This window comes from Pseudomonas muyukensis (assembly GCF_019139535.1).
Classification (GTDB): Bacteria; Pseudomonadota; Gammaproteobacteria; order Pseudomonadales; family Pseudomonadaceae; genus Aquipseudomonas; species Aquipseudomonas muyukensis.
Window position 1 is genome coordinate 4,150,488 of sequence record NZ_CP077073.1, and the last position, 24,806, is coordinate 4,175,293.

Annotated in this window: 22 protein-coding genes; 9 read left to right on the forward strand and 13 right to left on the reverse strand. The window is 65.8% G+C overall.

The genetic code is table 11. From position 1 onward, the window contains the following. Positions 1-9 precede the first annotated feature (9 nt). From prpD to KSS95_RS18265, 6 genes are all read right to left on the reverse strand, one after another. Complete coding sequence (prpD, locus tag KSS95_RS18240; RefSeq protein ID WP_217848481.1) at positions 10-1,494, reverse strand: 2-methylcitrate dehydratase; 1,485 nt, start codon at positions 1,492-1,494, stop codon at positions 10-12. A gap of 72 nt (positions 1,495-1,566) precedes the next feature. Beyond that, positions 1,567-2,757 (reverse strand): 2-methylaconitate cis-trans isomerase PrpF, encoded by a 1,191-nt coding sequence (prpF, locus tag KSS95_RS18245; RefSeq protein ID WP_217848483.1) that lies wholly within the window; start codon positions 2,755-2,757, stop codon positions 1,567-1,569. A 154-nt stretch (positions 2,758-2,911) separates the two neighbouring features. Beyond that, positions 2,912-5,500 carry a Fe/S-dependent 2-methylisocitrate dehydratase AcnD gene (gene acnD, locus KSS95_RS18250; protein ID WP_217848485.1) on the reverse strand — a complete coding sequence of 863 codons (2,589 nt, stop codon included), beginning with the start codon at positions 5,498-5,500 and terminating at the stop codon, positions 2,912-2,914. 157 nt (positions 5,501-5,657) lie between these two features. Next, positions 5,658-6,785 carry a bifunctional 2-methylcitrate synthase/citrate synthase gene (prpC, locus tag KSS95_RS18255; RefSeq protein WP_217848487.1) on the reverse strand — a complete coding sequence of 376 codons (1,128 nt, stop codon included), beginning with the start codon at positions 6,783-6,785 and terminating at the stop codon, positions 5,658-5,660. A 105-nt stretch (positions 6,786-6,890) separates the two neighbouring features. Beyond that, positions 6,891-7,781 carry a methylisocitrate lyase gene (gene prpB / locus KSS95_RS18260; protein ID WP_217848489.1) on the reverse strand — a complete coding sequence of 297 codons (891 nt, stop codon included), beginning with the start codon at positions 7,779-7,781 and terminating at the stop codon, positions 6,891-6,893. Next, a complete protein-coding gene (locus KSS95_RS18265) occupies positions 7,778-8,494 on the reverse strand; it encodes a GntR family transcriptional regulator (protein ID WP_217848491.1) in 717 nt (238 codons plus the stop codon). Before KSS95_RS18265 ends, prpB begins: the two co-directional genes overlap by 4 nt. A 286-nt stretch (positions 8,495-8,780) precedes the next feature. Between KSS95_RS18265 and rloA the strand changes: the two genes are divergently transcribed. The 5 genes from rloA to KSS95_RS18290 all read left to right on the forward strand — a co-directional run bounded on the left by rloA (position 8,781) and on the right by KSS95_RS18290 (position 14,267). Further along, complete coding sequence (rloA, locus tag KSS95_RS18270) at positions 8,781-9,317, forward strand: retropepsin-like aspartic peptidase RloA (protein ID WP_134690189.1); 537 nt, start codon at positions 8,781-8,783, stop codon at positions 9,315-9,317. Between the two features lie 5 nt (positions 9,318-9,322). Then, positions 9,323-10,855: an osmotic stress tolerance membrane protein RloB gene (rloB, locus tag KSS95_RS18275; protein ID WP_217848493.1), complete on the forward strand. Its 1,533-nt coding sequence runs from the start codon at positions 9,323-9,325 to the stop codon at positions 10,853-10,855. Then, positions 10,855-11,835, forward strand: a complete 981-nt coding sequence (locus KSS95_RS18280; protein WP_217848495.1) for an alpha-L-glutamate ligase-like protein — start codon at positions 10,855-10,857, stop codon at positions 11,833-11,835. Before rloB ends, KSS95_RS18280 begins: the two co-directional genes overlap by 1 nt. A 242-nt stretch (positions 11,836-12,077) precedes the next feature. Further along, a complete protein-coding gene (gene pabB / locus KSS95_RS18285; RefSeq protein WP_217848496.1) occupies positions 12,078-13,421 on the forward strand; it encodes an aminodeoxychorismate synthase component I in 1,344 nt (447 codons plus the stop codon). A gap of 111 nt (positions 13,422-13,532) precedes the next feature. Then, the gene (locus KSS95_RS18290; protein WP_217848497.1) at positions 13,533-14,267 is read left to right on the forward strand and encodes a phosphoadenylyl-sulfate reductase; all 735 of its coding nucleotides are present in this window, start codon (positions 13,533-13,535) and stop codon (positions 14,265-14,267) included. 123 nt (positions 14,268-14,390) lie between these two features. Here the strand turns inward: KSS95_RS18290 and cysB are convergent, their stop codons facing one another. From cysB to KSS95_RS18305, 3 genes are all read right to left on the reverse strand, one after another. Continuing rightward, the gene (gene cysB, locus KSS95_RS18295; protein ID WP_166888404.1) at positions 14,391-15,365 is read right to left on the reverse strand and encodes an HTH-type transcriptional regulator CysB; all 975 of its coding nucleotides are present in this window, start codon (positions 15,363-15,365) and stop codon (positions 14,391-14,393) included. A 127-nt stretch (positions 15,366-15,492) separates the two neighbouring features. Then, entirely contained in the window at positions 15,493-15,990 is a 498-nt protein-coding gene (locus KSS95_RS18300) for a universal stress protein (RefSeq protein WP_217848498.1), read from the reverse strand. Positions 15,991-16,094: 104 nt separating this feature from the next. Next, positions 16,095-17,042 carry a putative 2-dehydropantoate 2-reductase gene (locus KSS95_RS18305; protein ID WP_217848499.1) on the reverse strand — a complete coding sequence of 316 codons (948 nt, stop codon included), beginning with the start codon at positions 17,040-17,042 and terminating at the stop codon, positions 16,095-16,097. 221 nt (positions 17,043-17,263) lie between these two features. Here KSS95_RS18305 and KSS95_RS18310 point away from each other — a divergent pair, with 221 nt between their 5' ends. Next, complete coding sequence (locus tag KSS95_RS18310) at positions 17,264-18,340, forward strand: 3-deoxy-7-phosphoheptulonate synthase (protein WP_217848500.1); 1,077 nt, start codon at positions 17,264-17,266, stop codon at positions 18,338-18,340. A gap of 57 nt (positions 18,341-18,397) precedes the next feature. On the opposite strand, the gene KSS95_RS18315 is transcribed toward KSS95_RS18310, so the two are convergent. Then, positions 18,398-18,679 carry a GNAT family N-acetyltransferase gene (locus KSS95_RS18315; protein ID WP_217848501.1) on the reverse strand — a complete coding sequence of 94 codons (282 nt, stop codon included), beginning with the start codon at positions 18,677-18,679 and terminating at the stop codon, positions 18,398-18,400. Between the two features lie 497 nt (positions 18,680-19,176). On the opposite strand from KSS95_RS18315, the gene oprI reads away from it, so the two are divergent. Next, complete coding sequence (gene oprI, locus KSS95_RS18320) at positions 19,177-19,428, forward strand: outer membrane lipoprotei OprI (protein ID WP_003259780.1); 252 nt, start codon at positions 19,177-19,179, stop codon at positions 19,426-19,428. Between the two features lie 127 nt (positions 19,429-19,555). Here the strand turns inward: oprI and KSS95_RS18325 are convergent, their stop codons facing one another. From KSS95_RS18325 to KSS95_RS18335, 3 genes are all read right to left on the reverse strand, one after another. Beyond that, positions 19,556-20,530, reverse strand: a complete 975-nt coding sequence (locus KSS95_RS18325; RefSeq protein WP_217848502.1) for a L,D-transpeptidase family protein — start codon at positions 20,528-20,530, stop codon at positions 19,556-19,558. Between the two features lie 106 nt (positions 20,531-20,636). Then, positions 20,637-20,918, reverse strand: coding sequence for a hypothetical protein (locus KSS95_RS18330; RefSeq protein WP_217848504.1), 282 nt, complete (start codon positions 20,916-20,918; stop codon positions 20,637-20,639). A 58-nt stretch (positions 20,919-20,976) separates the two neighbouring features. After that, positions 20,977-21,582, reverse strand: coding sequence for an arylesterase (locus KSS95_RS18335; protein WP_217848505.1), 606 nt, complete (start codon positions 21,580-21,582; stop codon positions 20,977-20,979). 10 nt (positions 21,583-21,592) lie between these two features. Here KSS95_RS18335 and KSS95_RS18340 point away from each other — a divergent pair, with 10 nt between their 5' ends. Both KSS95_RS18340 and KSS95_RS18345 read left to right on the forward strand, forming a co-directional pair. Next, a complete protein-coding gene (locus KSS95_RS18340) occupies positions 21,593-22,276 on the forward strand; it encodes an ABC transporter ATP-binding protein (protein WP_217848506.1) in 684 nt (227 codons plus the stop codon). Next, a complete protein-coding gene (locus tag KSS95_RS18345) occupies positions 22,276-24,783 on the forward strand; it encodes an ABC transporter permease (RefSeq protein WP_217848507.1) in 2,508 nt (835 codons plus the stop codon). The genes KSS95_RS18340 and KSS95_RS18345 overlap by 1 nt, the downstream gene beginning before the upstream one ends. Positions 24,784-24,806: the final 23 nt, after the last annotated feature.

Genomic DNA, 24,806 nt, shown 5'->3' on the forward strand with positions numbered 1-24,806 from the left:
CGAAGCTTTTCAGATCACGAACAGATCGACAAACCTGTGCACCGGCATGGCCTCAAGCGCAGCCTGGTCCTTGCACACAGCCAAGATTGCCTCGCAGCGCTGCCGCGCGAACCGCGTCGCCAGGTTCTCGCGGAACTTCGCCTCGAGCAACGGCATCCCCTCCTCCCGCCGGCGCCGATGCCCGAGCGGGTACTCCACCACCACCTGTGGCGTATGGCTGCCATCCTTGAAGAACACCTGCACGCCATTGGCGATGGAACGCTTGTCGGCCTCCAGGTATTCGCGGCTGAAACGCGGCTCCTCGACGATCACCATCCGCTCGCGCAAACGGTCGATGCTCGGGTGCGCGGCATGGAAGGCATCCTCGTAGTGCTCGGCCACCAGGTCGCCGAAGATCAACGGCACGGCGGTCATGTACTGCAGGCAATGGTCGCGGTCGGCGGCGTTGGCCAGCGGCCCTTCCTTGGAGATGATGCGGATCGCCGACTCATGGGTGGTGATGACGATACGGTCGATTTCGTGCAGGCGATTGCGCACCTGCGGGTGCAGGATCACCGCTGCCTCGCAGGCGGTCTGGGCGTGGAACTCGGCGGGGAAGCTGATCTTGAACAGCACGTTCTGCATGACATAGCTGCCGAACGGTTGCGCCAGGCGTAGTTGGCGCTGGCCTTCGGGCTTGAGCGCCAGGTCCTGGTTGGTGTGGCTGAACGATACATCATAAAAGCCCCACTGCGGCGCGCTGAGCACCCCAGGCACCCCCATCTCGCCGCGCATCGCGATATCGGCCAGGCGCACGCCGCGGCTGGCAGCATCCCCCGCCGCCCACGACTTGCGCGAACCGGCGTTGGGCGCATGGCGGTAGGTGCGCAGGGCCTGGCCATCGACAAAGGCGTGGGACAGCGCCGACAGCAGCTGCTCGCGACTGGCGCCCATGAGCCTGGCGCAGACCGCCGTGGAGGCGACCTTGACCAGCAGCACATGGTCCAGGCCAACCCGGTTGAACGCGTTCTCCAGCGCCAGCACGCCCTGGATTTCGTGGGCCATGACCATGGCATCGAGTACTTCGCGCATGAGCAGCGGCGCCTCGCCGTTGGCCACGCGCTTCTGCGACAGGTGGTCGGTGACCGCCAGGATGCCGCCGAGGTTGTCCGAGGGGTGGCCCCACTCCGCTGCCAGCCAGGTGTCGTTGTAGTCCAGCCAGCGGACGATGCAGCCGATGTCCCAGGCGGCCTTGACCGGGTCGAGGCGGTAACCGGTGCCGGGCACGCGGGCGCCATGGGGGACAACGGTGCCCTCGACCAGCGGGCCGAGGTGCTTGGTGCATTCGGGGAAGCGCAGGGCCAGCAGGCCGCAGCCGAGGGTGTCCATCAGGCAGTGGCGGGCGGTGTTCAGCGCCTCGGCGGATTCGACACGGTAGCCGAGCACGTAGTCGGCGAGGGTCTGCAGGACCTGGTCGTAGTCGGGGCGGGTGTTGAGGTCTGCGTTTGCGCTCATATACAACTCCCTTCAAGAGTGCCGGGGCCGCTTTGCGGCCCCAACCAACGAAAGCCGAACGCTGATGATGCCTTAGAAACTATCGCCGGGCACGCGCACCCAGCCTTCCATCAGCACCCGCGCGCTGCGGCTCATGATTGCCTTGGTCACGCTCCACTGCCCGTCCACCTGACGCGCCTGCGCCCCCACCCGCAAGGTCCCGGACGGATGCCCGAAACGCACCGCGCTGCGTTCACCGCCACCGGCAGCCAGGTTGACCAGCGTCCCCGGGATCGCCGCGGCGGTGCCGATGGCGACCGCCGCGGTACCCATCATCGCGTGGTGCAGCTTGCCCATCGACAGCGCGCGCACCAGCAGGTCGACGTCCTCGGCGGCGACAACCTTTCCACTGGAGCAGGTATAGCCGGTCGGCGCCGCGACGAACGCCACTTTCGGCGTGTGCTGGCGCCCGGCGGCCTGGTCGATATGCTCGATCAGGCCCATGCGTACCGCGCCATGGGCGCGGAGGGTCTCGAAACGCTGCAGTGCCGCGGCATCGCCGTTGATGGCGTCTTGCAGCTCGGTACCGGTATAGCCGATATCCACGGCATTGACGAAGATGGTCGGGATGCCGGCGTTGATCAGGGTCGCCTTGAACGTGCCGACACCGGGCACCTCGAGGTCGTCGACCAGGTTGCCGGTGGGGAACATTGCCCCGCCGGCGCCGTCCTCGTCGGCCGCCGGGTCGAGAAACTCCAGCTGCACCTCGGCGGCCGGGAAGGTCACGCCGTCGAGTTCGAAGTCGCCGGTTTCCTGCACCTCGCCGTCGGTGATCGGCACATGGGCGATGATGGTCTTGCCGATATTGGCCTGCCAGATGCGCACGGTGGCGATGCCGTTGCGCGGAACCCGCGCGGGGTCGACCAGGCCGCTGGCGATGGCGAACGAACCGACCGCGGCCGAGAGGTTGCCGCAGTTGCCGCTCCAGTCGACGAAGGCGGTGTCGATCGACACCTGGCCGAACAGGTAGTCGACGTCGTGGTCGGCCTTGATGCTCTTTGACAGGATCACCGTCTTGCTGGTGCTGGACGTCGCGCCGCCCATGCCGTCGATCTGCTTGGCGTATGGGTCGGGGCTGCCGATCACCCGCAGCAGCAGGGCGTCACGGGCCTGGCCCGGGACCTGGGCGCGCTCGGGCAGGTCTTGCAGGCGGAAGAACACGCCTTTGCTGGTGCCGCCACGAATATAGGTGGCGGGGATTTTTACTTGGGGTACGTGGGCCATTGCAGTTTTTCCTGATCTTTTCGTTTCGACGAAAATCCCTGGGGCTGCTTTGCAGCCCTTTCGCGACACAAGGCCGCTCCTCCAGGAGGTCGCGGTCGCCTGTAGGAGCGGCCTTGTGTCGCGAAAGGGCCGCCAAGCGGCCCCCGTTACATGCTCAGCCGGTCGCTTCGAGGAAGTCCTGGGCAAAGCGCTGCAACACCCCGCCGGCCTCGTAGATAGAGACCTCCTCGGCGGTATCCAGGCGGCAGGTCACCGGCACCTCGACACGCTCGCCACTGCGCCGCGTGACCACCAGGGTCAGGGTCGCGCGCGGCGTGCGCTCGCCGAGCACGTCGTAGGTCTCGCTGCCGTCCAGGCCCAGGGTCTTGCGGTCGGTGCCCGCCTTGAACTCCAGCGGCAGCACGCCCATGCCCACCAGGTTGGTGCGGTGGATGCGCTCGAAGCCCTCGGCGACGATGGCCTCGACCCCGGCCAGGCGCACGCCCTTGGCCGCCCAGTCACGGGACGAACCCTGGCCGTAGTCGGCACCGGCGACGATGATCAGCGGCTGCTTGCGCTGCATGTAGGTTTCGATCGCCTCCCACATGCGTGTCACCTTGCCTTCCGGCTCGATGCGCGCCAGCGAACCCTGCCGCACGCTGCCATCGTCCTTGCGCACCATCTCGTTGAACAGCTTGGGGTTGGCGAAGGTGGCGCGCTGGGCGGTGAGGTGGTCGCCACGGTGGGTGGCGTAGGAGTTGAAGTCCTCCTCGGGCAGGCCCATCTTCGCCAGGTACTCACCGGCAGCGCTGTCGAGCATGATCGCATTGGAGGGTGACAGGTGATCGGTGGTGATGTTGTCCGGCAATACCGCCAGCGGGCGCATGCCGCGCAAGGTGCGCTCGCCGGCCAGGGCGCCTTCCCAGTACGGCGGACGGCGGATGTAGGTGCTCATCGGACGCCAGTCGTACAGCGGCGCGACCTTCGGCCCCTTGTCTTCCTCGATGGCGAACATCGGGATGTACACCTGGCGGAACTGCTCGGGCTTGACCGAGGCGCGCACCACGGCGTCGATTTCCTCGTCGCTCGGCCAGATGTCCTTGAGGCGGACTTCCTTACCGTCGACCACGCCCAGCACATCCTTCTCGATGTCGAAACGGATGGTGCCGGCGATGGCATAGGCCACCACCAGTGGCGGCGAAGCGAGGAAGGCCTGCTTGGCGTAGGGGTGGATGCGCCCGTCGAAGTTGCGGTTGCCCGACAGCACCGCGGTGGCGTACAGGTCGCGGTCGATGATTTCCTGCTGGATCACCGGGTCCAGCGCACCGGACATACCGTTGCAGGTGGTGCAGGCGAAGGCCACGATACCAAAGCCCAACTGCTCCAGCTCCTGCTCCAGCCCTGCCTCCTTCAGGTACAGCTGCACGGCCTTGGAACCCGGCGCCAGCGACGACTTGACCCAGGGTTTGCGTACCAGGCCGAGCCTGTTGGCGTTGCGTGCGATAAGGCCAGCGGCGATGACGTTGCGCGGGTTGCTGGTGTTGGTGCAACTGGTGATGGCGGCAATGATCACCGCGCCGTCCGGCATCTGCCCCGGCACTTGTTCCCAGGCACCGGCGATACCCTTGGCCGCCAGGTCGCTGGTGGCCACCCGGGCATGCGGGTTGGACGGGCCGGCCATGTTGCGCACCACGCAGGCCAGGTCGAAGCTCAGGGTGCGCTCGTACTCGGCCTTGGCCAGGCTGTCGGCCCACAGGCCGGCGGTCTTGGCGTAGGTCTCGACCAACTGCACCTGCTGCTCGTCGCGGCCCGTGAGCTTGAGGTAGTCGAGGGTCTGCTGGTCGATGGCGAACATCGCCGCGGTGGCGCCGTATTCCGGCGCCATGTTGGAGATGGTGGCGCGGTCGCCCAGGGTCAGCGCGCTGGCGCCAGCGCCGTGGAACTCGAGGTAGGCGCCCACCACTTTCTGCTTGCGCAGGTATTCGGTCAGGGCCAGCACCAGGTCGGTGGCGGTGATGTTCGGCGCCAGGCGCCCGGTCAGCTCGACGCCGACGATTTCCGGCAGGCGCATCCACGAAGCGCGGCCAAGCATGACGTTTTCGGCCTCGAGGCCACCGACGCCGATGGCGATCACGCCCAGGGCATCGACATGGGGGGTATGGCTGTCGGTGCCGACGCAGGTGTCGGGGTAGGCCACGCCACCTTCGCTGTGGATCACCGGCGACATTTTCTCCAGGTTGATCTGGTGCATGATGCCGTTGCCCGGCTGGATCACGTCGACGTTCTTGAACGCCTGCTTGGTCCAGTTGATGAAGTGGAACCGGTCCTCGTTGCGCCGATCCTCGATGGCGCGGTTCTTCTCGAACGCCTGCGGGTCAAAGCCGCCGCATTCGACGGCCAGCGAGTGGTCGACGATCAGCTGCACTGGCACCACCGGGTTGACCTGGGCCGGGTCGCCGCCCTTGTCGGCGATGGCGTCGCGCAGGCCGGCAAGGTCGACCAGCGCGGTCTGGCCGAGGATGTCGTGGCACACCACGCGGGCCGGGAACCAGGGGAAGTCGAGGTCGCGCTTGCGCTCGATCAACTGCTCGAGCGAGGCGTTGAGGGTGGCCGGGGCGCAGCGGCGCACCAGGTTTTCGGCCAGCACCCGGGAGGTGTACGGCAGGCCGTCGTAGGCGCCGGGCTTGATCGCCTCGACCGCGGCACGGGCGTCGAAGTAGTCCAGGGCGGTGCCTGGCAGGGGCTTGCGGAATTCTGTATTCATGGCACAGGGACTCAATCACGGTAAGGTCGGTGCTGTTGCGGCCGCCCTGCTTCCTGTAGGAGCCAGCCTTGCTGGCGATGGGGTGCGAAGCACCCCCTGCCCCGGCGTCGCCAGGGTTCGCCAGCAAGGCTGGCTCCTACGGGGATCGCGGGCTGGCTCAGCGTTGCTCGATCGGCACGAACTGGCGCTGCTCGACGCCCACGTACTCGGCGCTCGGGCGGATGATGCGGTTGTTGGCGCGCTGCTCGAACACGTGCGCGGCCCAGCCGGTCAGGCGCGAGCAGACGAAGATCGGGGTGAACAGCTTGGTCGGGATACCCATGAAGTGGTAAGCCGAGGCATGGTAGAAGTCGGCATTGGGGAACAGGCGCTTCTGCTCCCACATGGTCTTGTCGATGGCTTCGGACACCGGGTACAGCACCTTGTCGCCGACCTCGTCGGCCAACTGCTTCGACCAGCCCTTGATCACCTCGTTGCGCGGGTCGGACTCTTTGTAGATCGCATGGCCAAAGCCCATGATCTTGTCCTTGCGCTCGAGCATGCGCAGCAACTCGGCGGTGGCTTCCTGCGGGCTCTGGAAGCGTTCGATCAGCTCCATGGCCGCCTCGTTGGCACCGCCATGCAACGGGCCGCGCAGCGAGCCGATGGCGGCGGTGACGCAGGAGTACAGGTCGGACAGCGTCGAGGCACAGACCCGGGCGGTGAAGGTCGAGGCGTTGAACTCGTGCTCGGCGTAGAGGATCAGCGAGACGTTCATCACCTTGACGTGCAGCGCGCTCGGTTTCTTGCCATGCAGCAGGTGCAGGAAGTGGCCGCCAATCGTTTCTTCGTCGCTGGAGCAGTCGATGCGTACACCGTGATGGCTGAAGCGGTACCAGTAGCACATCACCGCCGGGAACAGCGCCAGCAGGCGGTCGGTCTTGTCGCGCTGCTGCTCGAAAGTCAGCTCCGGCTCCAGGGTGCCGAGCAGCGAGCAACCGGTGCGCATCACGTCCATCGGGTGGGCGTCGCGCGGGATGCGCTCGAGCACTTCCTTGAGCGCCTGGGGCAAATCGCGCAGGCCCTTGAGCTTGCGCTTGTAGTCGGCAAGCTCGGCCTTGCTCGGCAGCTCGCCGTAGAGCAGCAGGTAGGCTACCTCCTCGAACTCGGCGCCTGCGGCCAGGTCGCGCACGTCATAGCCGCGGTAGGTCAGGCCGGCGCCGGCCTGGCCGACGGTCGACAGCGCGGTCTGCCCGGCCACCTGGCCACGCAGGCCTGCGCCACTGAGTACTTTTGCTTCGGCCATGGTGTTTCTCCTTTCTTGAATTTGTTATCGAAGTCTTTTCTGGCTAATCGGGTGCCTGGCCTGTTCGCCGGCAAGCCGGCGCCTACCGGGCGATGTGCGCTTGAATCAGCCCTTCTTCTGCGCGAACAGCGCATCCAGGCTCTGCTCGAAGGCGTGATAGCCGATGGCGTCGTAGAGCTCCATGCGGGTCTGCATGGTGTCGATCACGTTCTTCTGCGTGCCATCGCGGCGCAGCGCGGTGTAGACGTTCTCGGCGGCCTTGTTCATGGCGCGGAACGCCGACAGCGGGTAGAGCACCAGCGACACGTCGACCGAGGCCAGTTCCTTGGTGGTGTACAGCGGCGTGGCACCGAATTCGGTGATGTTGGCCAGGATAGGCGCCTGCACCCGGTCGGCGAAGGTCTTGTACATCGCAAGCTCGGTGATCGCCTCCGGGAAGATCATGTCGGCGCCGGCTTCGATGCAGGCGGCGGCGCGGTCCAGCGCGGCATTCAGGCCCTCGACCGCCAGGGCGTCGGTGCGCGCCATGATCACGAAGCTGTCGTCGCTGCGGGCGTCCACCGCGGCCTTGATACGGTCGACCATCTCCTGCTGCGAGACGATCTCCTTGTTCGGCCGGTGGCCGCAGCGCTTGGCGCCGACCTGGTCTTCGATGTGAATGGCCGCGGCGCCGAACTTGCTCATCGAACGCACGGTGCGCGCGACGTTGAACGCCGAGGCGCCGAACCCGGTGTCGACATCCACCAGCAGCGGCAGGTCGCACACGTCGGTGATCCGGCGCACGTCGGTGAGCACGTCGTCCAGCCCGCTGATGCCCAGGTCCGGCAGGCCCAGGGAGCCGGCGGCGACCCCACCGCCGGACAGGTAGATGGCCTTGAAGCCGGCGCGCTTGGCCAGCAGGGCGTGGTTGGCGTTGATGGTCCCGACCACCTGCAGCGGGTGTTCGGCGGCAACCGCGTCACGGAAACGCTGGCCGGGGGTGCTCTTGACTGTCATGACTCACCTCGTGGGCTATTGTTGTCGGCGCCCTGGTAGTGGCGCTCGATATTGCGCTTGGACGCGCCGATGTGGCGGCGCATCAGGAGTTCTGCCAGTTCGCCGTCGCGGGCCTCGATGGCGTCGAGGATGCGGTGATGCTCGGCAAAGGCCTGGCGTGGACGGTTGGGCGTGGTGGAGAACTGGATGCGGTACATGCGCACCAGCTGGTACAGCTCGCCGCAAAGCATCTTGTACAGGGTCTGGTTGCCGCTGCCCTGGATGATCCGGTAGTGGAAGTCGTAGTCGCCTTCCTGCTGGTAGTAGCCCTGCCCGGCCTGGAACGCGGCGTCGCGCTCGTGGGTGTCGAGCACATGGCGCAGCTCGTCGATGGCGGCCTGGCTCATGCGCTCGGCGGCCAGGCGGCAAGCCATGCCTTCCAGCGATTCACGGATCTCGTACAGCTCGATCAGTTCGGCGTGGCTCAGCGATACCACCCGTGCGCCGACATGGGGTACCCGCACCAGCAGGCGCTGGCCTTCGAGGCGGTGGATCGCCTCGCGCAGCGGGCCACGGCTGATGCCGTAGGTACGCGCCAGCTCCGGCTCGGAGATCTTGCTGCCCGGCGCGATCTCGCCCTTGACGATGGCGGCCTGGATGCAGCGAAAGACGTGCTCCGAGAGGGTCTCGGTCTCGTCCTGGGGGAGCAACGTGGCCTGGGCTGTGTCCAGCATGATTGTCGACACCTTCAAAATCAATGACGGCAAAACTAGCCAAATAGAGGCGAGCAGTCAAAGACAAAAAGAACATTGTCGACAATCGTCTAATAACGAACTTCACCCACCCCCTCGCGGTCTGATCGCGGGCGCGCTGGCGTCAAGGCACCGGCGTGATAGAATGCCGCGCTCCTTCGGGAGCATGGACACTGTGTCTGTCATCATTTCATGGTGTCGACAGACCTTTCGAGGACGCTTGGCCAGTCGCCTTGCCCTGAACCCCGCACAGCACCGCGCCAGGATTATGAGACTCATACCCGCTTCATTGCTGCTCTGCCTGACCCTGCTGCCGGCGCTCGCGCCCGCGGCAGACAAGACCGTTTACGGCCTGAACGAATACGCCCGCCTCGGCGGCCTGGACCTGGAAGTGGCGGCCAAGCTCGACACCGGCGCCAAGACCGCCTCGCTCAGCGCCCGCGACATCAAGCGTTTCAAGCGCAATGGCGAGAGCTGGGTGCGTTTCTACCTGGCCATCGACGCCGCGCACCAGCACCCCATCGAACGCCCCCTGGCCCGTGTCAGCAAGATCAAGCGCCGCGCCGGGGACTATGACGCCGAATCCGGCAAGGCCTACACTGCTCGTCCGGTGATCGAACTCGAGATCTGCATGGGCCAGACGCAACGCACCATCGAGGTCAACCTCACCGACCGCAGCGCCTTCCAGTTCCCGCTGCTGATCGGTTCCGAGGCCCTCAAGCACTTCGGTGCACTGGTCGACCCAAGCCTTAAATACGCGGCCGGCAAACCTGCCTGTGCCACCGAAGCTCCCAAAGCAGAGTAATTCCGATGCGCTCTCTTACCCTCCACCTGAAAGTCCTGATCACCGTCCTGGTGCTGCTGGGCATCGCGGTCACGGCCTATCAGATCTTCTTCCTCGGCATCCCGGTGACCGAGGACGAAACCGACGACCTGTGGAACATCGACGCCAAGGTCGAGTTCGTCGCCAGCGCCAAGGACCCGGTCAAGGTGCAGATGTTCGTGCCGCCGCTGAACCGTGACTACGTCAGCCTCAACGAGAGCTTCATCTCCAACAACTACGGGGTCAGCGTCAACCGCGCCGACGGCAACCGCAAGGTCACCTGGTCGGCGCGCCGCGCCAGCGGCAACCAGACCCTCTACTACCGCCTGGTGCTGACCAAGCGCTACAGCAGCGAAAAGGCCAAGATCAAGGGCCCGACCTTCCGCGACAGCCTGGCCGTCGAAGGCCCGGAGAAAATCGCCGCCGAGGCGCTGATGGCGCCGATCCGCCAGCATTCGGCCGACGTCGAGACCTTCGTCAGCGAAACCATCAAGCGGGTCAACAACGCCAACGACGACAACGCCAAGCTGCTGCTGGCCGGCGACAACTCGCCGATGAAGAAGGCCCAGGTCATCGACCTGCTGCTGTCCATCGCCCACGTGCCGATGGAAAAGGTCCACACCATCCGCCTGGTCGCCGACACCCCGCAAAACCCCGAGCTGTGGCTACGCAGCTTCAACGGCAACGACTGGCTGTACTTCAACCCGGAGACCGGCGAGCAGGGCCTGCCCAGCGACCGCCTGCTGTGGTGGACCGGTGACGACAACCTGATCAGCGTCGATGGCGGCAAGAAGGCCACCGTCACCTTCAGCATGAACAACAGCGAGATGAACGCCATCCGCCTGGCCAAGCTGACCGACGAGAACACCGACGCCGACTTCCTCGAGTACTCGCTGTACGGCCTGCCGCTGCAGACCCAGCAGACCTTCATGATCATGGTGATGATCCCGATCGGCGTGCTGGTGATCCTGGTGCTGCGCAACCTGATCGGCATCCAGACCCTGGGCACCTTCACCCCGGTGCTGATCGCCCTGGCCTTCCGCGAGACGCAACTGGGCTTCGGCATCATCCTGTTCACGGTGATCACCGCGCTGGGCCTGTCGCTGCGCTCGTACCTGGAACACCTCAAGCTGCAGATGCTGCCGCGCCTGTCGGTGGTGCTGACCTTCGTCGTGGTGCTGATCGCCGCCATCAGCCTGTTCAGCCACAAGCTGGGCCTGGAACGCGGCCTGTCGGTGGCGCTGTTCCCGATGGTGATCCTGACCATGACCATCGAACGCCTGTCGATCACCTGGGAAGAGCGTGGCGGCGGCCATGCCATGAAGGTGGCCATCGGTACCCTGTTCGCCGCGTCCATCGCGCACCTGCTGATGACCGTGCCCGAGGCGGTGTACTTCGTCTTCACCTTCCCGGCGGTACTGCTGATCCTGGTGGGCTTCATGCTGGCGATGGGTCGCTACCGCGGCTACCGCCTGACCGAGCTCGTTCGTTTCAAGGCTTTCGTGAAGGCTGACGCCTGATGTTCGGACTGATCAAGACCTGGAAGGCCCTGGAAGCCCGGGGCATCATGGGTATCAACCGGCGCAACGCGGACTACGTCCTGAAGTACAACAAGCGCCATTTGTACCCGATCGTCGACGACAAGATCATCACCAAGGAGCGCGCCCTGGCGGCCGGCATCCATGTGCCGGAGATGTACGGCATCATCGAGACCGAGAAGCAGATCGAAAAGCTCGACCAGATCATCGGCGGGCGCAACGACTTCGTCATCAAGCCGGCCCAGGGCGCCGGCGGTGATGGCATCCTGGTCATCGCCGACCGCTTCGAGGACCGCTACCGCACGGTCTCGGGCAAGATCATCAGCCATGAGGAGATCGAGCACCAGATCTCCAGCATCCTCACCGGCCTGTACTCGCTGGGCGGGCACCGCGACCGCGCGCTGATCGAGTACCGGGTCACCCCGGACCAGATCTTCAAGAGCATCAGCTACGAAGGCGTGCCGGACATCCGCATCATCGTGCTGATGGGCTACCCGGTGATGGCCATGCTGCGCCTGCCAACCCGCCAGTCCGGCGGCAAGGCCAACCTGCACCAGGGCGCCATCGGCGTGGGTGTGGACCTGGCCACCGGCCTGACCCTGCGCGGCACCTGGCTGAACAAGATCATCAGCAAGCACCCGGACACCACCAACGCGGTGGACGGCGTGCAGCTGCCGAACTGGGACGGTTTCATGAAGCTCGCCGCCAGCTGCTACGAGCTGTGCGGCCTGGGTTACATCGGCGTGGACATGGTCCTGGACCAGGACAAGGGGCCGTTGATCCTCGAGCTCAACGCCCGTCCGGGCCTGAACATCCAGATCGCCAACGACTGCGGCCTGACCCAACGCACCCACGCCATCGAGGCGCACATCGAGGCGCTGGCCAAGGAAGGCCGCAGCGAGGATGCCGAGCAACGGGTGAAGGTCTCGCAAGGCCTGTTCGGGCACGTCAACCCGCTATAGCCCAGGCCCTGCGCAGCCCCTGTAGGAGCGGCCTTGTGTCGCGAGAGGGCCGCAAAGCGGCCCCGGCGATCTTTGCATCAACGCTGAAATCCTGGGGCCGCTTTGCGGCCTATCGCGACACAAGGCCGCTCCTACAGGGGGATTGCGCAGATCCGGATGGCGAATGTCGTTGCCAGCGCTAGGCGCATTTCCTACACAGGTCTACAATCGCCCTCCTCGCCTGTTCATCGCCGTCCATTCTGATGCCGACCTGTACGCTCCACCCCCTGCCCTACCAGCCCGACCCTGCCTTCTACTTCGAACGCCTGCGCCGCGCGCCCGGCGCGATCCTGCTCGACAGCGCCCGTCCGGGCGCCGAACGCGGCCGCTACGACTTGCTCAGCGCCTGGCCACTGCAGCAGTTGCAGGCACACCCCGAGGAAGACGGTCGCGACTACCTGCAGCGTCTGCGCCAGGCCCTGGCCGACCTGGAGACGGCACAACTGCCCGAGGGCATCGAGTTGCCGTTCGCCGGCGGCCTGATCGGCTACCTGAGCTACGACTTCGGCCGGCGCCTGGAGCAGCTGCCGACGCACGCGGTCGACGACCTTGGCCTGCCCGATGCCCGGCTGGGGCTGTATGCCTGGGCACTGGTGTCCGACCATCGGCTGTGCAACAGCCAACTGGTGTTCCACCCGAGCCTGCCCGAGGCCGAGCGGCAACGGCTCATCGCGTTGTTCGAGGCGAGCACCCCGGACGATAGCGGTGACTTCCACCTGCTCGCGCCCATGACCGGCGATCTTCGCCCCGAGCAATACCGGGCGGCGTTCGACCAGGTGCAGCGCTACATCCAGGCCGGCGACTGCTACCAGATCAACCTCACCCAGCGCTTTCGCGCCCCCTGCCAAGGCGACCCGTGGCGCGCCTACCAGGCCCTGCGCGCCGCCTGCCCGACGCCGTTCTCCGGCTACCAGCAGCTGGATGAAGGCACGGCGCTGCTGAGCTTCTCCCCCGAGCGCTTCATCCGCGTCAGCCAGGGCGAGGTCGAGACCCGCCCGATCAAGGGCACCCGCCCACGGGCCGCCGACCCGGCCGAGGACGCCCGCAATGCCGCCGAGCTGCTGGCCAGCCCCAAGGACCGCGCGGAAAACCTGATGATCGTCGACCTGCTGCGCAACGACATCGGCCGCACCTGCGAGATCGGTTCGGTGAAGGTACCGGAGCTGTTCAGCCTGGAAAGCTACCCCAATGTCCATCACCTGGTCAGCAGCGTCACCGGCCGCCTGGGCGCAGGCCGCGACGCCCTGGAGCTGATTGCCGGCAGCTTCCCCGGCGGCTCGATCACCGGCGCGCCGAAGATCCGCGCCATGGCGATCATCGACGAGCTGGAACCGACGCGCCGGGCGCTGTATTGCGGCTCGCTGCTGTACCTGGACGTGCGCGGCGAGATGGACAGCTCGATCGCCATTCGCAGCCTGCTGGTCAAGGATGGCCAGGTCAGCTGCTGGGGCGGCGGCGCGGTGGTGGCCGATTCGGATTGGCAGGCCGAGTACGAGGAATCGATCGCCAAGGTGCGGGTGCTGATGGAAACACTGCAGGCGCTTTGAGCACCTGGCCGCGGGCTTGCCCCGCGATCACCAGGCATCTGCCCCGCCATTTTTTGTTACCATCCGACCACTACGAGCGCTCAGCGCCACTCACCCGATGGAAACCGCCTGATGAGCCAACCCTTCGACGTCGCCGCCCTGGCCGCGACCTATGCCAGCAAGTCCCCGCAGGAGATCCTCAAGCTCGCCTTCGAGCACTTTGGCGACGACCTGTGGATCTCCTTCAGCGGCGCCGAGGACGTGGTGCTGGTGGACATGGCCTGGAAGCTTAACAAGCAGGTCAAGGTGTTCAGCCTCGATACCGGGCGCCTGCACCCTGAAACCTACCGCTTCATCGACCAGGTGCGTGAGCAGTACAACCTGCCGATCGAGATCCTCAGCCCGGATCGCGACAAGCTCGATCCCTTCGTCAAGGAAAAAGGCCTGTTCAGTTTCTACAAGGACGGCCACGGCGAATGCTGCGGCATCCGCAAGATCGAGCCGCTGCGGCGCAAGCTGGCCACCGTCAGTGCCTGGGCCACCGGCCAGCGCCGCGACCAGAGCCCCGGCACCCGCAGCCAGGTGGCGGCGCTGGAAGTTGACAGTGCCTTCTCCACCCCGGAGCGCACCCTGTACAAGTTCAACCCGCTGGCGCAGATGACCAGCGAGGAAGTCTGGGGTTACATCCGCATGCTCGAGCTGCCCTACAACAGCCTGCATGAGCGTGGCTTCATCAGCATCGGCTGCGAGCCGTGCACCCGCCCGGTGCTGCCGAACCAGCACGAGCGCGAAGGGCGTTGGTGGTGGGAAGAGTCGACCCAGAAGGAATGCGGGTTGCACGCGGGCAACCTGATCAGCAAGGCTTGAAACAGCAGGGGCCGCTGCGCGCCCCTTTCGCGACACAAGGCCGCTCCTACAGGAGATCGCACAATCCTGTAGGAGCGGCCTTGTGTCGCGAAAGGGCCGCAAAGCGGCCCCAGCCATTGCAGATCAATGCACCGGCAGCTCGACACCCTCGAACAGCTCTTCGAGCTCCTGCTTGTTATGGCACTGGATGGCCTTGGCCATCACCTCGCGGGTCAGGTGCGGGGCGAACTTCTCGATGAAGTCGCACATGAAGCCACGCAGGAAGGTACCGCGACGGAAGCCGATCTTGGTGATGCTGGCTTCGAACAGCTCACTGGCATCCAGGCACACCAGGTCGCTGTCGAGTTTCGGATCGACCGCCATCTTGGCCACGATCCCCACGCCCAGGCCCAGGCGCACATAAGTCTTGATCACGTCGGCGTCGGCGGCGGTGAACACCACCTTCGGCGTCAGGCCGCGGTGATTGAAGGCTTCGTCGAGCTTGGAGCGCCCCGTGAAGCCGAACACGTAGGTCACGATCGGGTAGTCGGCCACAGCCTCGAGGGTCAGCTTCGGCAGCTTGGTCAGCGGATGGCCCTGGGGCACCACCACGCAGCGATTCCACTTGTAGCACGGCATCATGATCAGGTCGCCGAACAGTTCCAGCGCCTCGGTGGCGATGGCGAAATCGACCGTGCCATCGGCGGCCATCTCGGCGATCTGCATCGGCGAGCCCTGGTGCATGTGCAGGGCGACTTCCGGGTATTGCTTGATGAAGCTGCTGATCACCGGCGGCAACGCGTAGCGCGCCTGGGTGTGGGTGGTGGCGATCGACAGGGTGCCTTTCTTCTCGTTGGAGAATTCCTGGGCGATCTGCTTGATGCTCTCGACCTTGCGCAGGATTTCGCCTGCGGTGTTGATGATGCGCTCGCCGGCCGGGGTGACGCGGGTCAGGTGCTTGCCGCTGCGCGCGAAGACTTCGACGCCCAGCTCGTCCTCAAGCAGGCGAATCTGCTTGCTGATCCCGGGCTGGGAGGTGTACAGGCTCTGCGCCGTCGCGGAAACGTTGAGGTCATGGTGCGCCACTTCCCAGATGTAGCGCAGTTGCTGAAGCTTCATAGAAATCCCTCAAAGACGGTAGGTCACCGGCGCGCCGGCAGCGACGAGTTATAACTATATTAGTGGCTCAGGAAATAAATCTAGAACTATTTTGTTACGATCGCCGTAAAAAGACCTACCACCAACTTCACGTTTTCCTACGCCCAAGGTGCTGCGCCAGCGGCACCATATACACCGGTACCGTCGACAGTTGCAGCAGCCGCACAGCGGTTCGGCCAATCGGCACATCCACCCCGGCACCTGCGCTGTGGCTGCCGAAGATGAGCAAGTCGACCGCCAGGCGCTGGGCCTGCTCGAGGATCACCTGGGCCGGATCGCCCTGGCGCACACGCACCGCGCGGATCAACGCCAAGTCGGCGGCTTCGCCCAGTTCATCGCGAAAACTCTCCAGCACCCGCTGCTCGATATTGGCCATCACCGTGTTGACGCCTTCGCCATGGAGGGTGTCCAGGGTCTGCTCGTCGAGGTAGCTCTGCAGCAGGGATTCGGCGAACTGGCCCATGGGTTCGACGGCATGGATCACATACAGCTCTGCATTGAAGCTGCGCGCCAGGGCCAAGGCATGTTGCAGCACGAAAGGCGCGTATACGCCGAGGTCAGTGGCGTAGAGCATGGAACGGATCATTCGACCTCCTCGACTGCCGCAGCGGCAGAGCAAGCTTGAGCTTAGCAGTGCCACGGGCAGTCGTTTTGCCGTCCGGCGCACTGGCGCCGCGGGCTGCGCCGGGTTTAGCGCAGGCGGTTGCGCCTGTCGATGAAGGCCAGTGCCTGGTGCAACGCTTCCATGCGCGGCAAGCTGCAACCGGCCGCCCGTGCCCGGGCCAGCGGCTCGGCATAAATGGCCTGCAGCTCCAGCGGACGCTGCTGCACATGATCGTGGTGCATGCTCGGCCAGTAGTCCGGCATCTGCTCGGTGACCCGGAACAGGTGCTCGGCGTACCCCGCCGGCAACAGCTGGCCACAGGCACGGGCGCCCTCCACCACTTCGGCCATCAGCGCCTGGATCAGCACGCGGCTGTCAGGGTCCGCCATCAACGCCGTGGTGCTGGCCTGCAGCAGCACCGACAGGCCGTTGTAAGGCACGTTCCACACCAGTTTCTGCCAACGCGCCTGGTCGAGGTTGGCCATCGCCTGGGAGTCGATGCCGGCGGCGCGGAACAACCCGGCCCCCTCCTCGACCAGCGCCGCGCCGCCGTCTGCGGCCGGGCCGCTGTGATAACCGAGGTTGACTGCGCCCAAGGCCTGGTGGCGGATCATCCCGGGGCCTTCGCGGTTGACACAGATGAAGCACAATCCGCCCAGCAGGTGCAGGCCTGCGGGCAGCGCCGGGCGCAACTGCTCCTCGACCCCCAGGCCGTTCTGCAACAGCACCACCCGCGCTTGCGGCGCGGCCGCCTGCTCGATCAGCGGCGCCAGCTCGGCATTGCTGGTGGCCTTGGCGCCGACCAGCAACCAGTCGCAGGGCGGCATGTCGGCGGCGTTGGCATAGGCTTGCACCCGCTGGCGCACAAGACCATGCAGCGCACTGTCGAGGCTCAGGCCCTGCTCACGGACCACGCCGTACTCGCTGCGCAACAGAAAATGCACGTCGAAGCCGGCTCGGGCCAGCATCAGCCCATAAAAGCCACCAATGGCGCCGCTGCCGATAATACCGATGCGAATGTTGCCTGGGTGCATGCCGTACTCCTGCCGTGAGTTGTTGTTATCTGGCGATTTTTAGCACGCTCACCGGCGATCCCGCGACCCTGGCAGGCAAAAACCCCGTGTCGACGGGCCCCAGCCCATTGTCGCGCCCCCGCTAACGCGCTAAGGTTCGGCCCTCCCCGCTGCGAACATTCTGCTGCTGGGCCGCACGGGGATTGCTGGCGGCCGGCACCCGTGACCTGACGAGTAACACGATGGCTGATTTACCGATCGATGACCTTAACGTTGCCTCCAACGAGACTTTGATCACCCCTGATCAGCTCAAGAAGGAAATCCCCCTCAGCGCCAAGGCCCTGCAGACCGTGACTGCCGGCCGCGAAGTGGTGCGCAACATTCTCGACGGCAAGGATCACCGCCTGTTCGTGGTGGTCGGCCCCTGCTCGATCCACGACATCAAGGCTGCCCACGAGTACGCCGAGCGCCTGAAGGTGTTGGCCGAGGAAGTTTCCGACACCCTGTACCTGGTCATGCGCGTGTACTTCGAAAAGCCGCGCACCACCGTCGGCTGGAAAGGCCTGATCAACGACCCGTACCTGGATGACTCGTTCAAGATCCAGGATGGCCTGCACATCGGCCGCCAGTTGCTGCTGGACCTGGCCGAGAAAGGCCTGCCCACCGCCACCGAAGCGCTTGACCCGATCTCCCCGCAGTACCTGCAGGATTTGATCAGCTGGTCGGCCATCGGCGCGCGCACCACCGAATCGCAGACCCACCGCGAGATGGCCTCGGGCCTGTCCTCGGCGGTCGGGTTCAAGAACGGCACCGACGGCGGCCTGACCGTGGCGATCAACGCCCTGCAGTCGGTGTCCAAGCCGCACCGTTTCCTGGGCATCAACCAGGAAGGCGGCGTGTCCATCGTCACCACCAAGGGCAATGCCTATGGCCACGTGGTGCTGCGCGGCGGCAACGGCAAGCCCAACTATGACTCGGTCAGTGTCGCCCTGTGCGAACAGGACCTGGCCAAGGCCAAGATCAAGCCCAACATCATGGTCGACTGCAGCCACGCCAACTCCAACAAGGACCCGGCCCTGCAGCCGCTGGTCATGGAGAACGTGGCCAACCAGATCCTCGAAGGCAACCAGTCGATCATCGGCCTGATGGTCGAAAGCCACCTGAACTGGGGCTGCCAGTCCATTCCGAAGAACCTCGACGAACTGCAGTACGGGGTCTCGGTGACCGACGCCTGCATCGACTGGGCGGCGACCGAAAAAACCCTGCGCAGCATGCACGCCAAACTCAAGGACGTGCTGCCCAAGCGCCAGCGTGGCTGACACTTGCGCAAACGAAAACGCCGGGCACTGCCCGGCGTTTTCATGTGTGCGTCCCGTTCAGGCCTTGCTCGAATGGCGCTGCTGGCGCTCCATGTAGCGCTCTACATAGGAACACGACGGAATCACCGTGTAGCCCATCTGCTCGGCGTACTCCAGGGCCTTCTCGGTCAGTGCGGCGGCGATCCCGCGGCCACGCAGGGCGTTGGGCACGAAGGTGCGGTAGATGTCCAGCGTCTGCTTGCCCAGGTCCATGTACGTCAGGTAAGCCCGGTGACCGTCCACAGTGGTCTCGAACTGATGACCGGCCTGGTCATGGTGGATGGTCAGCGTGTCGCTCATCACTACTCCTCGCAGGTCCTCTCGACAGACCTTTACCCTTGTGGTTATTCGGCGCAGCAATCCCTACACCACCCTAGCCCCTTGGACAGCAGCCCGACCTTGATCGTTCTGCCGCCCTGTGACACCTCCAAATAGTAGGCGTCACCGGCGTGATTGCTCAAGCAACCTGGGTGAAAAAGCCGCGACGGGGGTTAGCGCCCCCGCCTTGGCCTTGCAAGAGCCACTGAATGTTTCTTTGGTCTAAGACGCTGAACGACCATTAAAGTCACCCTTAGTTCAACAAAAAAGTTCCCGTACTACAGAAGCTTGCGCGCCCTGCCAGGTTTTTTCACACTTTCTTTACAAACCCCGTCAGCGCCACCGTCTTGCAGCATTTTTTTTGCAGTTCTTGCGCTCAGTCAGTTTACTTACTACAAGTAATGGGTACTATGTACGCCGGCCAGTTTCTCTTTTCCGAGAGATGGCTCTTTAATAGAAAGTCCTTGAAGGGGAACACGATGAACAACGTTCTGAAATTCTCTGCTCTGGCTCTGGCCGCAGTTCTGGCTACCGGTTGCAGCAGCGTATCCAAAGAAACCGAAGCTCGCCTGACTGCTACCGAAGACGCAGCAGCTCGCGCCCAGGCCCGTGCAGACGAAGCCTACCGCAAAGCTGACGACGCTCTGGCAGCTGCTCAGAAGGCTCAGCAGACCGCTGACGAAGCCAACGAGCGCGCTCTGCGTATGCTGGACAAAGCCAGCCGCAAGTAATAATCCTCACGGATTGTTATGGAGCCGACCCACTTGTGGGTCGGCTTTTTTATTGCCCGCGCACAGGCCGATCGGCACAAACGAAAAGGCCCGCACTGAGGCGGGCCTTGGGCAAGTAGCGAATCGCTTACTGCAGTTCGGGCGGAATGCTCGAGACCATCGGTGCACTGCCCCCTGCCACCGGCACGGCGATTTCCACCGGCATGCCATCTTCGGCGGCAACTACATCGCGAACCATGTCCCAGTTCATGCGCAAGTTGTTGGCCAGGTCTTCACGCTTGAGCAAGGCATTGATCACCGCGGTGTGCTTGTCGACCACCGACGGGTTGCCATGGTCATCCAGCGGCGTGTGCGCCTCGAGGTATACCTTGCCGCCACTGATGCCGAACTTGTAGGGCTCGTTGATGATGCGCACCGGGGTACCGACCGGCACCATCTTCGACAGTTCCAGCACGTTGTTGTTGAGCATGCGGAAGCAACCATGGCTGGTGCGCATACCGATGCCGAACTTCTTGTTGGAGCCGTGGATCAGGTAGCCCGGCACGCCCAGGGTGAACTTGAACGGCCCCAGCGGGTTGTCCGGGCCCGCCGGCACCACGCTCGGCAGGATGTCGCCGTCGGCGGCGTGCTCGGCGCGGATCGAGGCCGGCGGGGTCCAGGTCGGGTTCGGCGTCTTGGCGGTGATCTTGGTGTTGGCGATCGGCGAGCCCCAGCCTTCACGGCCAATCCCCAGGGGGAAGGTGTACACCACGCCCTGGCCTTTCGGGTAGTAGTACAGGCGGTACTCGGCCAGGTTGATGACCACGCCGTCGCGCGGGCCTGGCGGCAGGATATAGCGGGTCGGCAGGATGATCTCGGTGCCGGCGCCCGGCAACCAGGGATCGACCCCCGGGTTGGCGGCGATCATCTCGAGGTAGCCGAGGTCGTTGGCGGTACCGATGTCGGCGAAGGTGTCTTCGTACTTGGCCTTGATCACCTGGACCTGGCCGACCACGTCCTCACCGGGGGGCGGCAACGGCAGTTCCAGCGCAACAGCGGGGCCGGCGGCCAACAGGGCGGCCAGCGAGAGGCTACGGGTGACGGCAGGAAAGCGCGGCAACATCCGGTAAATCCTTCGAAAGGTCAGTCAAGGGAATCGATTGTACACCTGCGCCGATACAAGCGGGAGGCATCGGCCGGCGGCAAGGGTTTCAGATGATGAAAGGCACTCAGAGTTCCGGCCATACCGGGCGCATGCCACGACGCTGGGCATCGAGGATCGCCCGGCACAGCGGGCACAGCCGCTCGTCGCGGTAGATCGCCCGCTCTACCCCAGACCAGCGCGGCTGCGCCGGCAGCAGGCCGCCGCACAGGGTGCGATCGACAGGCACGCCCAGTTCGAGTTGGCGGGCGGCAAGATGAATGCGGACTTCCTGGCAGGCAAACAGGTCGAGCTGCTCATCGGGCTCGATCAGTTGGTAGGCAAACAGGGACCAGGCGGGGCGCGGCATCGGGGGCACTCGAAACGGGGGGCGCAACATTAGCCGAAAGCGGCCCCCGATAAAAGCGTCACAGCAAGGGTTTTATCGCCGGCCAGGCATTTTCCAGCAGCCGCTGCTGGGCGCCTGCCGCCGGGTGGATGCCATCGGCTTGCATCAACGCCGGCACGCCACCTACGCCTTCGAGGAAGAACGGCACCAGTGGCACCTGCTTGTCGACCGCCAACTGCTCATAGACCCGGGCGAACGCCGTGGTGTAGCGCACGCCGTAATTCGGTGGCAGGCGCATGCCCAGCAGCAGCACCTTGGCCCCAGCCTGGCGGGACTGGTCGATCATCGCCGCAAGATTCTGTTGCAATTGTTGTGGCGGCTGCCCACGCAGGCCATCGTTGCCGCCAAGCTCCAGCACCACCAGGTCCGGTTGGTGCGCCGCAAGCAGCGCCGGCAGCCGCGCCTGGCCGCCTGCGCTGGTGTCGCCGCTGATCGAGGCATTGACCACCTGGTCGTCGAAACCCTCCTTTTTCAACTGCTGTTGCAGCAGGCTGACCCAACCCTGGCGGGTATCCAGGCCAAAACCGGCGCTGATACTATCGCCGACGACCAGCAATGTTCCCGCCGCCGCGCCCTGGGCCAGGCAACACAGGGCCAGACCGGCACTCAACCACCACATTCGCATCGGATTCTCCATGGGCCCCAGCATTCTCGTTGCGCAGCACCTTAGCAAAGTGGTCCCCAGCGCGGAAGGCGACCTGACCATCCTCCACGCCCTGTCGCTCGACCTGGCCCAGGGCGACAGCCTGGCCATCGTCGGCGCCTCCGGCTCCGGCAAGTCGACCCTGCTCGGCCTGCTCGCCGGCCTCGACCGCCCCAGCGCCGGCCAGGTGCTGCTGGCCGGCCACGACCTTGGCCCGCTGGATGAAGACCAACGCGCGCGGGTGCGCGCCGAGCATGTCGGGTTCGTGTTCCAGTCGTTCCAGCTGCTCGACAGCCTCAACGCCCTGGAGAACGTCATGCTGCCGCTGGAGCTGGACGGCCGCCGCGATGCCCGCGAGCACGCCCGCGACCTGCTCGAGCGCGTCGGCCTGGGCAAGCGCCTGAGCCATACGCCACGCCAGCTTTCCGGCGGCGAGCAGCAACGGGTGGCGATTGCCCGGGCGTTCGCCGCGCAACCGGCGGTGTTGTTCGCCGACGAGCCCACCGGCAACCTCGACAGCCACACCGGCGAGCGCATCAGCGACCTCTTGTTCGAACTCAACCAGGAGCGCGGCACCACCCTGGTGCTGGTGACCCACGACGAACGCCTGGCCAAGCGCTGCCGGCGCCAGATCCGCCTGGATGCCGGCCGCCTGGTGGCGCCCCTGGAGCCCTGATGACCCGCCTGTCCTTCTGGCGCCTGTGCGCCCTGTCGCTGCGCCAGTTGCTGCGCGACGCCCGTGCCAGCGAAGTGCGGGTGCTGTTCTTCGCCTTGCTGGTGGCGGTGGCGGCCAGCACCGCCATTGGCTACTTCGGCGCCCGCCTCAATGGCGCCATGCAGTTGCGCGCCAGCGAGTTCCTCGGCGCCGACCTGGTACTGCAAGGCAGTGCCCCGGCCAGCGAGCAGCAGGTCGCCAGCGGCACGGCCCTGGGCCTGGGGCACGCGCGAGTGGTGGAGTTCACCAGCGTGGTCGGCGGCGACAACGGTATCCAACTGTCGAGCATCAAGGCCGCCGACCCGGCCTACCCACTGCGCGGTCAACTGCGCAGTGCGCCAGCGCCTTATGGCGAGGAGCGCCCCGGCGGCGGCCCGGCCCCTGGCGAGGCCTGGGTCGAGCCCCGCCTGCTGGCGGCGCTGGGCCTGGCCATCGGCGACAGCATCGAGGTCGGGATGAAAACCCTGCGCATGAGCCGGGTGCTCACCTACGAACCCGACCGTGCCGGCAACTTCTACAGCCTGACGCCCCGGGTGCTGATGAATATCAGCGACCTGCAGGCCACGGGTGTCGTCCAGCCCGGCAGCCGGGTCAGCTACCGCGACTTGTGGCGCGGCAATATGGACGCCTTGGCCCAGTACCGACAAAGCACCGAACAAACCCTGGCCGCCAACCAGCGCCTGCTCGATACCCGTGACGGCAACCGCCAGATCGGCGGCGCCCTGGGCAAGGCCGAGCGCTACCTGAACATGGCCAGCCTGGTGGCCGTGCTGCTGGCGGGGGTCGCCGTGGCCCTGTCGGCCAGCCGCTATGCCGCTCGCCGCCTGGATGCCAGCGCCTTGCTGCGCTGCCTGGGGTTGTCGCGCCACCAGGCCCTGGGCCTGTACAGCCTGCAACTGGCCCTGCTGGGCCTGGTGGCAGCCCTGGCGGGCGCCCTGCTCGGCTGGCTGGCGCAGCTGGGGCTGTTCCACCTGCTCGCCGGCCTGCTCCCCAGCCAGGTACCGGCGGGCGGTCTCACCCCGGCACTAGCCGGTATCGGCACCGGCTTGGTGGCGCTGGTCGGCTTCGCCCTGCCGCCCCTGGCCGCCCTGGGGCGGGTGCCGCCGCTGCGGGTGCTGCGCCGCGACCTGCTGCCGTTGCCGCCAAGCAGCTGGCTGGTATACGGCGCTGCCCTGCTCGCCCTGGGCCTGATCATGTGGCGGCTGAGCCTCGACCTGCTGCTGACCTTCGCCCTGCTCGGTGGCGGCCTGCTCGCCGCGCTGCTGCTTGGCGGCCTGTTGCTGCTCGGCTTGCGCAGCCTGCGCCGCCTGCTCGCCGGCGCGCCCCTGGCCTGGCGCCTGGGCCTTGGGCAGTTGCTGCGCCACCCCCTGGCCGCCGCGGGCCAGGCCCTGGCCTTCGGCCTGATTCTGCTGGCCATGGGCCTGGTCGCCCTGCTGCGCGCCGAGTTGCTCGACACCTGGCAGGCGCAGCTACCCAAGGATGCGCCGAACCACTTCGCCCTGAACATCCTGGCCGACGACCGCCAGCCGTTCGCCGAGCGCCTGGCGCAGATCAACGCGACCTCGGCACCGCTGTACCCGGTGATCCCCGGCCGCCTGACCCATATCAACGAGCAACCGGTGCGCCAACGGGTCAGCAAGGAGTCGACCGGCGAGCGCGCCGTGCAGCGCGACCTCAGCCTGACCTGGGCTGCCGAGCTGCCCCAGGGCAATGCCTTGAGCGCGGGCGACTGGTGGCAACAGGCACCCGCCGCCGAGCGCATGCCCGGCGTATCGGTGGAGGCCGAGCTGGCCCAGAGCCTGAACCTGCAGCTGGGTGACCTGCTGACCTTCGACATCGGCGGCCAGCAGCGCCAGGCGCGGGTCAGCAGCCTGCGCACGGTGCACTGGGACAGCTTCCAGCCGAACTTCTACATGATCTTCCAGCCCGGCACCCTGCAGGGGTTGCCCACCACCTACCTGACCAGCTTCTACCTGGCGCCGGGCCACGACCAGGAGGTGGTCGCGCTGTCGCGGGCCTTCCCGGCGGTGACCATCCTGCAGGTGGATGCCTTGCTCGGGCAGTTGCGCAGCATCCTCGCCCAGGTGACGCTGGCGGTGGAGTACGTGCTGTTGTTCGTGTTGGCGGCCGGAATGGCGGTGCTGTTCGCCGGCCTGCAGGCGACACTCGACGAACGCATTCGCCAGGGCGCCCTGCTGCGTGCGCTGGGGGCGGCGCGGCCGCTGCTGGTCAAGGCGCGGCGCATCGAGTTCGGCCTGCTGGGCGCGGTGAGCGGGGTGCTGGCGGCGCTGGGCTGCGAGCTGATCACCTGGGCGCTGTACCGCTATGCGTTCGACCTGCACTGGGCGCCGCACCCGTGGTTGCTGATGTTGCCAGTGGCCGGCGCGGTGCTAGTGGGCGCAGCCGGGGTGCTCGGTACGCGTCGCGCGCTCAATGCCAGCCCGTTGGCGGTGTTGCGTGAGGGTTGAAAATGAAACTTTCCGCAGTAATC